11 protein-coding genes and 1 pseudogene are annotated in these 14,226 nt (G+C 53.2%); 9 read left to right on the top strand and 3 right to left on the bottom strand.

Annotated elements, in window-relative coordinates:
• The first annotated feature begins 15 nt into the window (after positions 1-15).
• From ACFPMF_RS13790 to ACFPMF_RS13825, 8 genes are all read left to right on the top strand, one after another.
• Positions 16-1,092 carry an LptF/LptG family permease gene (locus ACFPMF_RS13790; protein WP_379845839.1) on the top strand — a complete coding sequence of 359 codons (1,077 nt, stop codon included), beginning with the start codon at positions 16-18 and terminating at the stop codon, positions 1,090-1,092.
• A 90-nt stretch (positions 1,093-1,182) separates the two neighbouring features.
• The gene (locus tag ACFPMF_RS13795) at positions 1,183-2,091 is read left to right on the top strand and encodes a DMT family transporter (RefSeq protein WP_379845842.1); all 909 of its coding nucleotides are present in this window, start codon (positions 1,183-1,185) and stop codon (positions 2,089-2,091) included.
• A 49-nt stretch (positions 2,092-2,140) separates the two neighbouring features.
• Positions 2,141-3,592, top strand: coding sequence for a hypothetical protein (locus ACFPMF_RS13800; protein WP_379845845.1), 1,452 nt, complete (start codon positions 2,141-2,143; stop codon positions 3,590-3,592).
• Between the two features lie 214 nt (positions 3,593-3,806).
• The gene (locus ACFPMF_RS13805) at positions 3,807-4,775 is read left to right on the top strand and encodes a glycosyltransferase (RefSeq protein ID WP_379845847.1); all 969 of its coding nucleotides are present in this window, start codon (positions 3,807-3,809) and stop codon (positions 4,773-4,775) included.
• Positions 4,776-4,822: 47 nt separating this feature from the next.
• Complete coding sequence (locus ACFPMF_RS13810; RefSeq protein ID WP_379845850.1) at positions 4,823-6,535, top strand: hypothetical protein; 1,713 nt, start codon at positions 4,823-4,825, stop codon at positions 6,533-6,535.
• A gap of 46 nt (positions 6,536-6,581) precedes the next feature.
• Positions 6,582-7,529 carry a glycosyltransferase family 2 protein gene (locus tag ACFPMF_RS13815; RefSeq protein ID WP_379845852.1) on the top strand — a complete coding sequence of 316 codons (948 nt, stop codon included), beginning with the start codon at positions 6,582-6,584 and terminating at the stop codon, positions 7,527-7,529.
• An 81-nt stretch (positions 7,530-7,610) separates the two neighbouring features.
• Positions 7,611-9,110, top strand: a complete 1,500-nt coding sequence (locus ACFPMF_RS13820; RefSeq protein ID WP_379845855.1) for an MBOAT family O-acyltransferase — start codon at positions 7,611-7,613, stop codon at positions 9,108-9,110.
• 83 nt (positions 9,111-9,193) lie between these two features.
• A complete protein-coding gene (locus ACFPMF_RS13825) occupies positions 9,194-10,657 on the top strand; it encodes a GDSL-type esterase/lipase family protein (RefSeq protein ID WP_379845858.1) in 1,464 nt (487 codons plus the stop codon).
• 27 nt (positions 10,658-10,684) lie between these two features.
• Here ACFPMF_RS13825 and ACFPMF_RS13830 read toward each other — a convergent pair whose 3' ends face one another.
• Positions 10,685-11,659, bottom strand: a complete 975-nt coding sequence (locus tag ACFPMF_RS13830; RefSeq protein ID WP_379845861.1) for an AAA family ATPase — start codon at positions 11,657-11,659, stop codon at positions 10,685-10,687.
• 53 nt (positions 11,660-11,712) lie between these two features.
• Positions 11,713-12,558, bottom strand: a complete 846-nt coding sequence (prmC, locus tag ACFPMF_RS13835; RefSeq protein ID WP_379845864.1) for a peptide chain release factor N(5)-glutamine methyltransferase — start codon at positions 12,556-12,558, stop codon at positions 11,713-11,715.
• A gap of 100 nt (positions 12,559-12,658) precedes the next feature.
• Between prmC and ribD the strand changes: the two genes are divergently transcribed.
• A complete protein-coding gene (gene ribD, locus ACFPMF_RS13840; RefSeq protein WP_379845866.1) occupies positions 12,659-13,690 on the top strand; it encodes a bifunctional diaminohydroxyphosphoribosylaminopyrimidine deaminase/5-amino-6-(5-phosphoribosylamino)uracil reductase RibD in 1,032 nt (343 codons plus the stop codon).
• Positions 13,691-13,804: 114 nt separating this feature from the next.
• Here ribD and ACFPMF_RS13845 read toward each other — a convergent pair.
• Positions 13,805-14,226 (bottom strand): annotated as a pseudogene (locus ACFPMF_RS13845) (malate synthase); the annotation flags it as partial.

A 14,226-nucleotide genomic window follows, 5' to 3' on the forward strand; every position in this document is an offset into this window, starting at 1 on the left:
GCTCGAAAATCCTTCATGAAACTACTCGATTGGTACATCCTTAAGCGGTTTTTGCTGACGTATCTGTTTGTGGTCCTGGTCATTGTACTGGTGGTCTGCGTGGTCGACTATACCGAAAAGGTGGACGATTTCTACAAACACAAGGCCCCCGCCGACAAAATCATTTTTGATTATTACCTCAATTTCATTCCGTACTGGGCCAATTACATCAGTCCGCTGATGGTGTTCATCGCAACGGTTTTTATGACCTCCCGACTGGCGGCCAAATCGGAAATTATTGCCATCCTGAGCAGCGGAATAAGTTTTATCCGGCTGATGGTGCCGTACGCCGTCGGAGCGCTGATTCTGAGCGTGGCGACGTATTTTCTGGTCGGCTGGGTGGTGCCGAAAGCCAACCAGACCCGGATTGCCTTTGAGCTGAAATACACAAAAGACCCCTATACGTATTCGGGCCGGAACATTCACATCAAGGTGGCGCCCCATGTGTATGCCTACTTGGAAAGTTACAATAACCAGAGCAATACCGGATACAAGTTTACGCTGGAAGAAGTGCAGGGAAACCTGCTGAAGCAGAAACTGTCGGGCGACCGGATCGAGTGGAGCCCGGCGAAGAAGAAGTGGACGGTGTATGATTACAATATCCGGACAATCGATGGTTTGCAGGAGACGTTGACGAAGGGGGAGAAAGTGGATACATTACTCAACCTGTATCCATCCGATTTTGACAGCGACTTCAGCCTGTACGAAACCTTTACGTTTCCCGAACTCGACAATTACATCAACCTGCTCAGCAGTCGGGGGGCCGATGGCGTCGAAACCTACCTGCTGGAAAAATATTCGCGGCAGACGCGTCCGTTTGCCATTCTGATCCTGACCGCGATTGGCGTCATCATGTCGGCCCGCAAAAGCCGGCGCGGGGTAGGCTGGCAGGTGGCACTGGGCTTTGTGCTGGCGTTTGTCTACCTGTTGTTTTTCATGCTGGCGAAAGGAATCGCCGAATCCGGGAATCTGAATCCCATTGTGGCGGTCTGGCTACCGAACATCGTTTTTACGGGCATCGGACTGATTTTGTACCATACCATTCCGCGCTAACGTACCGACGGACGCATATCCGTGTTTTGTTTTCCTGATTAACCACTTTCTAGTACGCTCTATAACACGGATCTGAGCCCGTGGAGATCTATGAATCGTCCAACCACTGCTGACTACCTGCACCTGCATTTCCTGGTTCTGATCTGGGGGTTTACCGCCATTCTGGGGTTGCTGATTTCGGTTTCGGCCCTCTCGCTTGTTTTCTACCGGACGCTGCTGGCCGCGATGGGTTTGTGGCTGGTGCTGTATAGTCAGAAAAAAAAGCTCGGCGTGGCACCGTCCGACCGGTGGAAACTGCTGGGTACCGGCCTGGTCATTGCCCTGCACTGGACGCTGTTTTTCGGGGCTGCCCGGGTGGCCAATGCGTCGGTTTGTCTGGCCGGGATGGCCACCACCTCGCTCTGGACCAGTTTGCTGGAACCGCTTTTTTTCCGGCGTCGGCTGCGGCTGGTTGAGGTGGTGTTAGGCGTTGTGATTATGGCGGGTCTGTACCTGATTTTCCGGTTTGAAATCGACCGGGCACTGGGGCTGCTGATGGCGGTTTTTTCGGCGATGCTGGCGTCGGTTTTCACCATTATCAATAGCCAGTTTACCCGACGCTATTCTCCCCTGACGATTACCTTTTATGAAATGTCGGGTGCTTGTGGTGGTTCGCTGCTGATTCTGGGGTTATATTTGGCCCTGGGTTGGGAGAAACTGGCATCGCTGGCTCCCCAGCCGGCCGACTGGCTCTGGATTTCGATTCTGGCATTTGTCTGTACGGTATATGCCTATTCGGCTTCAGTCTGGCTGATGCGGAAGTTTTCGGCCTTCGCCGTGAACCTGACGGTCAATCTGGAACCGGTGTATGGCATTATGCTGGCCTGGCTGATTTTCGGGGAGCGCGAACGAATGACGGCCGGTTTTTACGCCGGAACGCTCGTCATTTTGGTTGCCGTGCTGATTTACCCGCTATTAAATCGAAAACTAGAAAGCAAAGAAGATTTTTCTGTTCAATAACAAAACGTTACGGCTATCCTACCGGCGCTTGTAACCTATTCTGGAACTAATGAATCAATTGATTACGCCCAACCGGTTTGTTTTTTTTCTGCTGATAGGCTCCCTTTTGCTGGTTATTTTTCCCCTGATTGCGCTGGCGTTTTACAATCAGCCATCCCTGGTCGATGACTACTGTTTTGCGGACACCGCCCGGCAACACGGCGTCTGGCAGGCCCAGCAGTTTTACTACGACGGGTGGACGGGGCGGTATTTCCATAATTTTATGGTTCATACGGGCCCCCTGGTGTGGGAGTGGTACGGCGCCTATGCGGTTTTTCCGATTGTGTTGCTGGGGCTGCTGTGGCTCGGATTCTTTTTTCTGGTGCAGCAATTGACGCGCACGATTCTATCGTTCACGGAACAGGCCGTGGCGGCTTCGGCGGCCAGCTTTCTCTTTATTTCCCAGCTCGTATCGATTCCGGAATTTTTTTACTGGTACCCCGGGTTAGCCTGCTATTCGGTTTCCTGTGTCTGCTTTTTGTTCCTGCTCGGAACGCTGGTGGCGCATGACCGGATTCAGTTTCGCCTGAATGCGGGGTACCTGGTGATCGAGTCCCTGCTGATGGCCATTATCATTGGATCCAGCGAAACCAGCATGATTATGGCTATGGCCCTGCTGGGAACCGTGTTGCTGGGGATCCTGATTTACCGGCGTAAACTCCCGGTTTCGTTGTTGCTTCTGGCCGTAATTTCCTGTATCTGTTGTTATTACCTGATCAAGGCACCGGGTAATGCCGTTCGGATGGGAGGGAATAAATTAAGCCAGGACCTTGTTTTTTCCGTGACTCAAACCGTGAAGTATTGCTGGTCGTATTTCCCGCAGCAACTGTTTCAGACGCCTTTATTACTCATTTCGTTCCTTTTTCTGCCCATTGCCTACCGATTGACCGATCGACAGAATCCGGCGCGTCGTTACTTTGAAATTCACCCGCTTCTGGCCTTTTTGCCCTACCTGGGGTTGTTATTCGTTCTGACCATGTTGCATTATTGGGCCGTGGGCGTTCAGCCGGTTCCCCGCTTGTTAAATTCGGTGAATCTGATCCTGACGGTGGGCTGGTTTTACAACCTGACGATCTGGGTTCGTGTTTTTCGGCAAAACGCCGGGACATTCTCCTTTTTAACGCGTTACCAGTGGGTGTTCCTGGTGCTCGTCACGGTTGGATTGGCCTATGTGACCTACCGGAATAAAAACCTGCGCATGGCCTACGAAGATTTACGCTCCGGTCGGGCCCGGGCGTTTCATGAAGCGTTCGAAAAGCGGTTTGAACTGATGGCCACCACCCCAGGCGATACGGTCGTACTGAGCCCGTTGCCCGTCAGTCCGGTATCGCTCGTTCTGGGCGACCTCGATCCGGATCCCAAAGGGCTATGGAACCGGTGCTGGGCGGGCTATTACCACAAAAAGGGCGTTAAACTGCGCGCAGTTCCGGAAAAGGAGCAGAATCCGACCACGACGAACTAAGCAGTTGGACCGGATGACGGCTTGGGGGCGTTTGGGTCGGTTGCAGACCGGGGAACGATCCGTTGAGCCGCTTTAAAAGGTTGGGTAAAAGACCTCCCGTATGAAGGCGTGACCGTAGAAAACCGCCCGGTAAAGTGGCAAACGCCGGGTAGCATAAGTAAGCGATATTATCCTATTTTTGTAGCGTCATTCTTCATTTATAAATCACCGTACGTTGACTGACCAGGCCACCGCGCAAACCGACCGCACCTATATCGTTATTCCGCTCTTCAATGATTGGGAGGCCTTGAGCCTATTACTGGATAAAATCCGGGAAACCGTCGAACCATCGATCCGGCAAAAATTCCATTTCCTGATTGTGGACGACTGTTCGGTCAGTAACTACCAAAACCTCCCTACGGATACGGGCGCAACGCTCTCGATTCTGCGGTTATGGCGGAACGTCGGGCATCAGAAAGCCATTGCACTCGGACTTTCCTATCTGGCGGCTCAACCGGACGTGTATACGACGATTGTGATGGATTCGGACGGGGAGGACCAGCCCGAAGATATTCCCAAACTTCTGCAGGCTTCTCAGGCAAAACCGGGGCAGATCATTTTTGCGCACCGGGCCAAACGCCGGGAGAGCCAGTTGTTCAAGTTCTTTTACCTGATTTATAAAACGGTTTTTAAGCTGCTGACCGGCAAGGCTATAACCTTCGGGAATTTCAGTGCCATTCCGCCCGGCCTGCTGAGGAAGCTGGTGAACGTTTCGGAAATCTGGAACAACTACCCCGGCGGAGTGATTCGTTCCCGGCTTCCCTACCGGTCGATTCCCCTGGAGCGGGGGGGGCGCCTGGCAGGGGAGTCGAAAATGAACTTTGTCTCGCTGATCCTCCACGGCCTAAGTGCCATTTCGGTGCTGATGGAAGCGACGGCGGTGCGGATTTTTTTGTTCTGCATCATCACCGCAGCCATTTCTTCGGTGGCCATTACGAGCGTCGTGCTGCTTCGTTTTACGGACCAGTGGCTAATTCCGGGTTGGGCCAGCTACGTCGTTTTCTCCCTTTTTATTGTCATTCTTCAGGCGTTTCTAATCTCACTCTTGCTAGTTTTCATTGTGCTCACTTACCGAACGCAGTCCCATTTTATACCAGCGAAGCAGTACGGAGACTTCGTGGAACGGCTAGAGCGTGTGTATTGACGCACGATATAACTTTACCGCTGGTTATGACTAACGTTTCAAGCCTATTGCAAAAAGTTTCGCCGGCGCTGATTCTCGCGCCCATTGCCAGTTTTCTGTTGCTGCTGTTTCGGTATACGGAAAACGTCCCCTTTATGGACGACCTGGAGTCCTTTGTTGGCTTTCTGGTGCGTTATACGGAAGCTGGTTCGCTGGCCGAAAAGGTCCGCTGGACCCTGGCACCCAACAACGAGCACCGGATTTTATTTGCCAAGTTAGTAACGCTTTTCTTCTATAAACTGACCGGTATCCTGAACTTCCGCTGGCTGATCTGGACCGCCTTCTGCTGTTTAGCGGGTATTTTATTCATTTTCTACCGGGTTTTCCGGACGATCCGCGTCCCCTTGATTGCCTTTTTGCCGGTTGCGTTGATTTTGCTGCAACCCCAGCACCGCATGACCAGTTTCTGGGCCATTACGGCGTTGCAACATTTGCCGGTAGCCATGATGATTTTGTGGGCGATGTATTGGCTGGCCGTTTCCAACCGGTCCGCCACATTTTCGGCCCGCTTTGGCGGGGCACTCTTGTTACAGATCCTGGCTTCGCTTTCGATGAGTAATGGGCTGTTCGGGTGGGCCGCTGGCGTCGGCGTTCTGCTGGTCCAGTGGCGGCTGGAAGGAAGTTCGTATTTAAAACGATTGATCGTTTGGGTGGGTGTCGCCATCATCGTCGTTCTGTTTTATTTCCACGATTTTGCCAATTTACAGGGTAACGGCAGTAGCCTGACCTTTTTTCTGCAGCATCCCCATCTGGTCTTTTTCGGTTTTTTTACGTTTCTGGGCGGTTCATTTGATTTTTTCCCGACGGCGGATATTCTGAAACGGAGCCTCTTGCCGACCCTGGCCGGGCTGGTGCTGGTAGCGGCGCTGTATGGGCTTTTCAAAGCAACGCTGCTCCCCAGTTTATGGCAGCCCCACCAGAAACCGGCGGATCGCCAACAGCGCCAGCGCCGTTACTTTTTCGTTGGAGTCTACGGTTTTCTGTTGGTCAATGCCGTGGTGGTGGCCGTCTTGCGGCCCCGGTTTGGTTATGGGGTTATGCTGGTTGGGAATTACATGCTCTACCCGGCTTTGTTTGTTGTCACGCTTTACCTGACGGCCCTGAGCGAATTCGGCAGCCCGGAGCGCCGGCGACGATTGATGAGGGTGGGCTTGTCGGTGGGGGGGCTGATCTGGACGGTTATGTACTTTAATCATCTGCCCCGTCTGGCGGAACAAAAATTAACCTGGGGCGTTTCGGCGTTTAACCAGAAATACAATGATGTCGGTTTTGGGGCCGAACTCGGCTCGCCGTATGGACTCGCCGTCAAAGAATGGATGAGTAAAGTCGTTCAGAAAGGCATCTATTCGTATCCGTCCCGTACATTCTATTCGCCGTATGAACAGACGTTGCAAGGGCCGGTTTCTGCTGCTGATTCGGCGTTTCATCTGGTCATTACGGAATCGGCGGGGGAATTTCAGGTCGTGACCAGCGATTGGGCGTTGCCAGCCGGAATTCAGAATGCCTGTATTGTTGTCAAATCGGACCGGCACACCTATTTGTTTCCGGCCGATAATTTATTTCTTCCCAGGCATTTTTACCTCCGGCGCCGAATGCCGAATGTGAGTGCACGCGTGTTCAAAGCGACTTTGTACCCGGGCACTTACCAGGTCGGCCTCTTCGTTTCTGCTGCCGGCGAAACCGATATTCGGTTTTCAAATCAATACATAAAGGTTCTGTAAGTAACGACAATAATGTAATTTCGCAAATCTATTAACTTGTTTTGCTTTGTCTGAACCACTCATTTCGATTGTCGCTCCTCTTTACAACGAACGGGAATCGTTTCCACACCTCGTTGCCCGGCTGAACACCCTGATGGACCGTTCTCCGCTTTCCATTGAAGTTGTTTTGATTGATGACGGCAGCCGCGACAATACTGCTCAGCTCATGCAGCAACTGGCCTTAACGGATGACCGGTACCACTGCGTTTTTCTGGCGCGGAACTACGGCCACCAGATTGCCTTAACCGCCGGGATGGCTGCCGCCAAAGGAACCGAAGCCCTGTTCATCATCGATGGAGATTTGCAGGACCCCCCCGAGCTGCTGGACGAGTTTTACGCCAAAATGCAGGAAGGCTACGACGTGGTGTATGCGGTTCGGAAAAAACGGAAGGAAGGGCTTTTCAAAAAAACCGCCTATTTCCTGTTTTATCGCTTCATGAAATCCATTTCGTACGTCGATATTCCGCTCGATAGCGGGGATTTTTCGTTGATCAGCCGCCGGGTCGCCAATGTCCTGAATCAGATGCCGGAAGAAAGCCGGTTCATCCGGGGGATGCGGAGCTGGATCGGCTTCAGGCAAATCGGTCTGGAGTACGAACGGGACGCCCGCGTGGCCGGCGAAGCCAAGTACACCTTTAAAATGCTGCGTCGGCTGGCCTACAACGGTATTTTCAATTTCAGTGAGTTTCCCATCAAGTTTGTGACCAACCTGGGGATGCTGTCCATCGGGATTGCGGTTTTGTATTTTATCCAGACGCTCGTTAAAAAATATTTTTTCGGAGGGGTACCGGAAGGTTTTACGGCCTTGTTGTTCACCATCATTCTGTTCGGTGGTATTCAGCTCATTGGCCTGGGTCTCATCGGCGAATACGTCCTGCGGATTTTCTTCCAGAGCAAAGGGCGTCCGTTATACATCGTCCGGGAAATCATTCGAAAAAAAGAACGTCAGTTGTGATTATAGACACAAGACAAGAGAGAAGAGATCAAAAGGAGAACCCAATGGTCTCTTCTCTTTCGTCTCTTATCTTACGTCTTAATGCTGTTTAATTCGCTCCAGTTCTTACTGTTTTTTATTGTCGTAACGCTGGCTTACTACAGTTTGCCGTGGCGGGGTCGATGGGTGTTGCTGTTGCTGGCCAGTTGTTATTTCTACATGGTCTTCAAACCGGCGTACATCCTGATCCTGTTTCTGACCATCGTGATCGACTATTACGCCGGGATCTGGCTGGAGCAAACCAAACCGGGTTCGTCCCGAAAATGGCTGCTGATCATCAGTCTGGTGTCGAACATTGGGATTCTGGCGTTCTTTAAATATTTTGGATTTTTCACGGAAAGCGTGGTCTGGCTGCTCGAACAACTGCAACTCGATGGGCCGGCTCACCTGATCAACCAGAAAGCGATCGGTCTGCTCAATAAAGTGCTGCTGTTGTTCGGCCAGCCGAGCACCACCTCCTTCAGCATTGTCGATTCGATCCTGCCCATCGGTCTGTCGTTTCACACGTTTCAGGCCATGAGCTACACCATCGAGGTCTACCGGGGCAACCAGAAAGCCGAACGCCATTTCGGGATTTACGCGCTGTATGTGATGTTTTACCCGCAACTGGTGGCGGGTCCGATCGAGCGTCCGCAGAATGTCCTGCATCAGTTTCATACCCATTTTCATTACAGCTTCGAAAACCTGAAAGCCGGTTTGATGCAGATGGCCTTCGGTTTTTTCAAGAAAGTGGTCATTGCCGACCGCATGGCCGAGATCGTCAGTCATGCCTACCACAACCCGACGGAGCAAAATGGCTTGACGCTGCTGGTCGGCACCCTGGCGTTCACGATTCAGATTTACTGCGACTTCTCGGGCTATTCCGACATCGCCATCGGGGCGGCCCGGACGATGGGGTTCACGCTGATGGACAATTTCAAAACGCCTTATTTCTCGCGCTCGATTGTTGAATTCTGGCGACGCTGGCACATTTCGCTCTCCACCTGGTTCCGCGATTACCTGTACATTCCGCTGGGTGGAAACCGGGTGAGTCCGTCGCGCCGGTACCTGAATGTCTTTATTGTGTTTCTGGTCAGCGGGTTGTGGCATGGCGCGAGCTGGAACTACGTAATCTGGGGTGGGTTGCACGGTGCCTATCAACTCATGGCGGGTTGGCGCGATAAGGCCCTGGCGCAGTGGGGGATTCAATTGCCGGAGGAAAACAAAGCCTACCAGTTTTTGCAACTGGTGCTGACGTTTCTCCTGGTGATGCTGACCTGGGTGTTTTTCCGGAACCACAAGGCACCGGTCGAAAATGCCTTCCATATTATCGGCAAAATCGTGACCTCACCTTTCGACGGGCCGCTCAGCACGCCTTTCAATACCACCGAGCTCTGGTTTTGCGTCCTGCTGGTGGCGGTTTTATTCGTAAAGGAAAAGTTCTACCTGACCATCCCGACGCGTAATACGGCTTTGTTTTTCGTGCTGTTTCCGTTGATCTGCTTTCTGTCGTACCTGTTCGGGGTTTTCAGTTCGAACCAGTTTATCTACTTCCAGTTTTAACACCTTTCGGCTAGACCGCGCTGTGGATAAGTAAGAATCGGTGGGTTGGCGACTTTCAAAACCGTATTGACATGACGGCAATGATGAAAAGACGCTCTCAACGCAGCCTCCTTCCGCTTTTTCTTCTGCTTTGGCTGGTGGCGGGAACTCCTGTTCTGGCGCAGGAAACCCGTTTCGAATCCGAGATTAAAGCCTACGAAACTCAATCGGTTGACGATCCGCCGGTTCCGGGTTCGACGTTCTTCGTCGGAAGTTCGACCTGGCGGCTTTGGGGGCAGGCGCTGGAAGAAGATTTTACCCGGTTTAGTCCGGTCAACCGGGGTTTTGGCGGGGCAACCATTCCGGATGTTCTGCGGGTGATGGATCGGATCATTCTGCCGCATCGTCCCGCGCGGATTGTGTTTTCCTGCGGAGGAAACGACCTGGCGGCCGGGGATGCGCTCGAAACCGTGGTTACCCACTTCAAAACTTTCCTGGCGCGGGTCTGGAAAGAAAATCCGCTGACGGAAGTGTACTTCATTTCCAACTGGCATTCGCCCGCGCGGAAAAAATTCTGGAAACAGGCCGACCGGCTGAACCAGCAGGTTAAAGCGTTAGCCGGAAAAATAGACGGCTTGTATTACATCGATGTCGTCCCGCTGACGGATGGAAAAGACCGGACGCCATTGTTTCTGGCCGATGGACTGCACCTGAGCCGGGAAGGTCAGCAACGCTGGATTCCGGTAATCACCGCAGCACTGGACGAACGCGACAAGGCGCGCACGAAACCCAATCGGGCCGGTTTGTACGCGCAACGGGTAGCCGCCGGCATTTTCAGTGCACCGGATGCGACACCACCAACCGCCCAAAAAATCAACATCGTTTTCATTGGTAACAGCATTACGGCGGGGGCCGGTTTGCAGGATCGGCAGACGGAAGCGCCGCCGGTTTCGGCCACGGCCTACCTGCAACAACAGGCGGGTATCGACGCCGTAGCGTTCTCCAATCAGGGCGTGAGTGGTCACACAACCGTCGATTTTCTGCCCGCTACCAACAAATCGTTTCCCAAAGTAGCGCAGGCGGCCAATGGGTTCAAAGACGATCCCACCGCCCGGTTGGTGTTTTCCATCGTACTGGGCACGAACGACAGCGCCATTCAGGGGCCGAACGGGGCACCGGTTTCGCCGGAAGCCTACCGCGGGAACCTGAAAACCATCGCCGACCGGCTGCTGACGGACTATCCGGGCTGTAAACTGGTGATTCACCGCCCGATCTGGTATAGCCCGACCACCTACAACCGCTCGAAATATTTACAGGAAGGACTGGACCGCTTGCAGACGTACTTCCCGCAAATCGACGGTCTGGTTGCTGACTACGCTTCCACCCATCCCGGACAGGTCCGTGTGGGCGATACGCAGGGATTCAACTATTTCAAAACCCATTACCGGACCGATTTTCAGCACGAGAACGGCCAGCAGGGCGTTTTCTTCCTGCATCCGAACAAAAAAGGCTCGGCAACGCTGGGTGTTTTTTGGGGAGAAGCTATTCGGAAAGCCCTACAGCCTTGAAAACAGAACCGGTTAACGACTAACGTTCTACCGCCCAATGGCCACTTTTCGCAGGATCGAATCGATAATCTGTAAGGTCGTGACACCGTCGGCTTCGGCTTCGTAATTAAGCAGAATCCGGTGGTTGAACACATCGGGGGCCACTTCCTTGATATCTTCCGGCAGCACGTAGTCGCGCTGGTCGAAGTAGGCGAGGGCTTTGGCGGCCCGGTTTAAGTGAATGCTGGCGCGGGGCGATACACCATACTGGATGTACCGGGCTTCGTCGCGGAGGTTGTAGTCGAGGGGCCGGCGGGTGGCAAACACCAGTTCGATGATGTACCGTTCGAGCGTTTCCGACATCGTGATTTTGTTGATTTCGTTCTTGATCGCGAAAATATCCTCCTTGTCGAGAACCGGCTGGACTTCGTAATCGAAATTCAGGTTCGCCATCCGGCGCATGACCTCCAGTTCTTCGTCTTTCGACAGATAACCGACGAATACCTTCATCATAAACCGGTCGATCTGGGCTTCGGGCAGCGGATAGGTGCCTTCCTGCTCGACCGGGTTTTGCGTCGCCAGCACCAGAAACGGTTTGTCGAGCACAAACGTTTCTTCGCCGATGGTTACCTGTTTTTCCTGCATGGCTTCGAGCAGGGCCGACTGCACCTTGGCGGGCGAGCGGTTGACCTCATCGGCCAGAATCAGGTTGGCAAAAATCGGCCCCTGTTTAACTTCAAACTCGCCCGACTTCTGGTTAAAAATCATCGTCCCGACCAAATCGGCAGGCAGCAGATCCGGCGTAAACTGAATTCGCTGAAAATCAAGTTGAAGGGCTTTGGCCAGGGTGTTAATGGTCAGCGTTTTGGCCAAACCGGGAACGCCTTCCAGTAAAATATGCCCGCCGGTGAACAAGCCGATCAGCAACCGGTTGAGCAGGGCCTGCTGCCCCACCACGACCTTGCCCATCTCGTCGAACACCTGCCGGATTTTGGTATGATACGTAATGGCTGCTGGAGTCATAGTCTGAAGAAAGGAGCGGGAAATGTTTTGTTTTTTACCTCCTCCTTATTGCACTATTTAACGGCTTTAACAAACCGCTCTTTGCCGTGAATGTCTTTGAATATCTGTACGTTATAATAGCCGCGTTCTTCAAAAACCTGCCGCGTTTGCGGACCGAAGCGTTCATTGATTTCGACGTAACAGGCCCCCCCCGCATTCAGGTGCTGTTGCCCGAAATCGGCTACGGCTTTATAAAACAGCAGCGGGTCCTGGTCTTCCACAAATAACGCCAGATGGGGCTCATATCGTAAGACATTCGCTTCCATGTGTTCAGCTTCCGACATGGTTACATACGGCGGATTGCTGACCACGCATTCGAACCGGCGGTTTTCTTCCCCCACGTTCAGAATATCCCGTTGTTCAAATTCCACCTCGGCCAGCAGGGTTTGCGCGTTTAACCGGGCAACTTCCAGGGCTTCCGGGGATAAATCCCAGGCCAGTACGGATGCCTGCGGCAGAAACCGGGCGAGAGTGACGGCGATGCAACCGCTGCCCGTACCCAGGTCAATAAGATGGAGCGCCCCGGTTTTTTCGGCGTAATCCCGGACGATGAGCCGAATCAATTCTTCGGTTTCCGGACGCGGAATTAAAACCGCCGGCGATACCTGAAACTCCAGACCGCAAAACTCCGTTGTGCCAATGAGGTGCTGAACGGGTTCGTGGTTGTTGAGCCGCCGGACCAATTCATTCCAGTCGGGCTGGGGCGGAGTGGCCGGAATGGGCTTACCGACTACCACATCCGTTCGGCGGAGCAACAAGTAATGTTCCAGCAGTAAAAATACAATGGCGCGGGCTTCTTCGGGGCGATATCCTTGCAATTGACCCACCAGCGAATCAAATAACGACTTAGCTGTACTCATTCGGACGTAAAATTTGTGTAAATCTAACCGTTCGGCAGAGAGATTGTAAGGGTTTTACTGATTTCTTTATTGTTCGTAAATAAACTGTTACCAAAAATCGTTGAACAACGACGTGTTATTTATGTCCCGCGCCCTTGAGCTGGCCGCCCTGGGCCGGGGCCATGTCAGCCCCAATCCGTTGGTGGGCTGCGTAATTGTGCATAATCACCGGATCATTGGCGAAGGCTGGCACCGGCAATACGGTGGTCCGCACGCGGAAGTTAACGCCGTTCGCTCCATAGCGGATGAATCGCTATTAGCCGAATCGACGGTGTATGTGACCCTGGAACCGTGTTCGCATTTTGGCAAAACCCCGCCCTGTGCCGACCTGTTGATTGAAAAAAAAGTAAAAAAGGTCGTGGTGTGTAACGAGGATCCCAATCCGCTGGTGGCCGGGAAGGGCCTGGCCAAACTGCGCGCAGCGGGCATCGAGGTAGAAACCGGGTTGCTGGCCGAGCGGGGCCGGGAGCTGAACCGGCGGTTTTTTACCTTCATCGAAAAAAAACGACCGTATCTGATCCTGAAATGGGCGGAAACCGCCGACGGTTTTCTGGCCCCCGCCGATTTCCGTCCGATGCCGATTAGCGGAAGCTTGTCGCGGCAGTTGGTGCACCAGTGGCGGACGCAGGAAGATGCCATCCTGGTCGGAACCAACACGGCCCGGCACGACAATCCGCAACTGAACGTCCGCTTATGGAGCGGCCGAAATCCCGTCCGGATTGTCATCGACCGGCACTTGCAACTACCTGCTTCGCTTCACCTGTTCGATGGTTCGCAACCGACGCTGGTGTATGCGACGGTGCCGGTTCCGGAAACCGCCGGGGCAACTACTTTCATTCAACTGGATTCCGAGGCTCCCTTTTTGCCGCAGCTGGTCGCAGACCTATACCAGCGAAAAATTCAGTCCGTGATTGTGGAAGGCGGTGCGGTTTTGCTGGAAAGCGTTCTCCGTCAGCAGCTTTGGGATGAGGTCCGGATTTTTAAAAGCACCACCATCCTGGGGGAAGGGCTGGCCGCTCCGGCGCTTCGGGGGCGATTGACCAGCACGAAACAAGTCGGCGAAGACTGGCTCATGACGTATCAACCGATTTGAGCAGTACCGCCTAAACCATCAGCCCGGGATGAAAGCAGGAGCTGATGGTTCTGGCAGGTATGAGGTTCCCGGAAAAGAAATCTTCTCTACCCGTTTTTGGGAATGGATGCGGTTTTACGCTAACCTTCCGACCGGGATGAAATCAAGGTTTTCAGTAATGCGGGTATTTTCCTGCGTTAGTATGTCCAGATAAAGTCTGATCCGCTTTTTGGCCTTTGCCAGATCGAGGTTGTTGAGGTTGATATTCAGCAGGTCGATGAACCAGGGCGGTTTTACCGCACTGAGCACGTATACATTCGCAATTTCGAGCGCAATCGGCAACGTGGTGCTTTTCGAGGTTTCGTAGATATCCTTACTGGCCGCAGCCAGCAGTTTCTGGTATTCCTCAGTCGCCAGCCAGTTGTACAATTCCTGGGTAAAAACCGCCCCGGCTTTGGTGCCCGTCTCGGGATCCCCTTCGGTCAATACCGCCCCCTTATGCAGCCACTCCCACAAAATGCTCAACCGGATTTCACCCGTCGCCATGTCCTCCATCA

The sequence above is a fragment of the Larkinella bovis genome (assembly GCF_042655385.1).
Taxonomy (GTDB): domain Bacteria; phylum Bacteroidota; class Bacteroidia; order Cytophagales; family Spirosomataceae; genus Larkinella; species Larkinella bovis.

Excerpts from the sequence above, each read along its gene's own strand:
- ACFPMF_RS13820 (WP_379845855.1), top strand. The coding sequence starts at position 7,611 with ATGCTGTTTAATTCGCTCCAGTTCTTACTGTTTTTTATTGTCGTAACG.
- ACFPMF_RS13795 (WP_379845842.1), top strand. The coding sequence starts at position 1,183 with ATGAATCGTCCAACCACTGCTGACTACCTGCACCTGCATTTCCTGGTT.
- ACFPMF_RS13800 (WP_379845845.1), top strand. The coding sequence starts at position 2,141 with ATGAATCAATTGATTACGCCCAACCGGTTTGTTTTTTTTCTGCTGATA.
- ACFPMF_RS13830 (WP_379845861.1), bottom strand. The coding sequence starts at position 11,659 with ATGACTCCAGCAGCCATTACGTATCATACCAAAATCCGGCAGGTGTTC.
- prmC (WP_379845864.1), bottom strand. The coding sequence starts at position 12,558 with ATGAGTACAGCTAAGTCGTTATTTGATTCGCTGGTGGGTCAATTGCAA.
- ACFPMF_RS13825 (WP_379845858.1), top strand. The coding sequence starts at position 9,194 with ATGAAAAGACGCTCTCAACGCAGCCTCCTTCCGCTTTTTCTTCTGCTT.
- ACFPMF_RS13790 (WP_379845839.1), top strand. The coding sequence starts at position 16 with ATGAAACTACTCGATTGGTACATCCTTAAGCGGTTTTTGCTGACGTAT.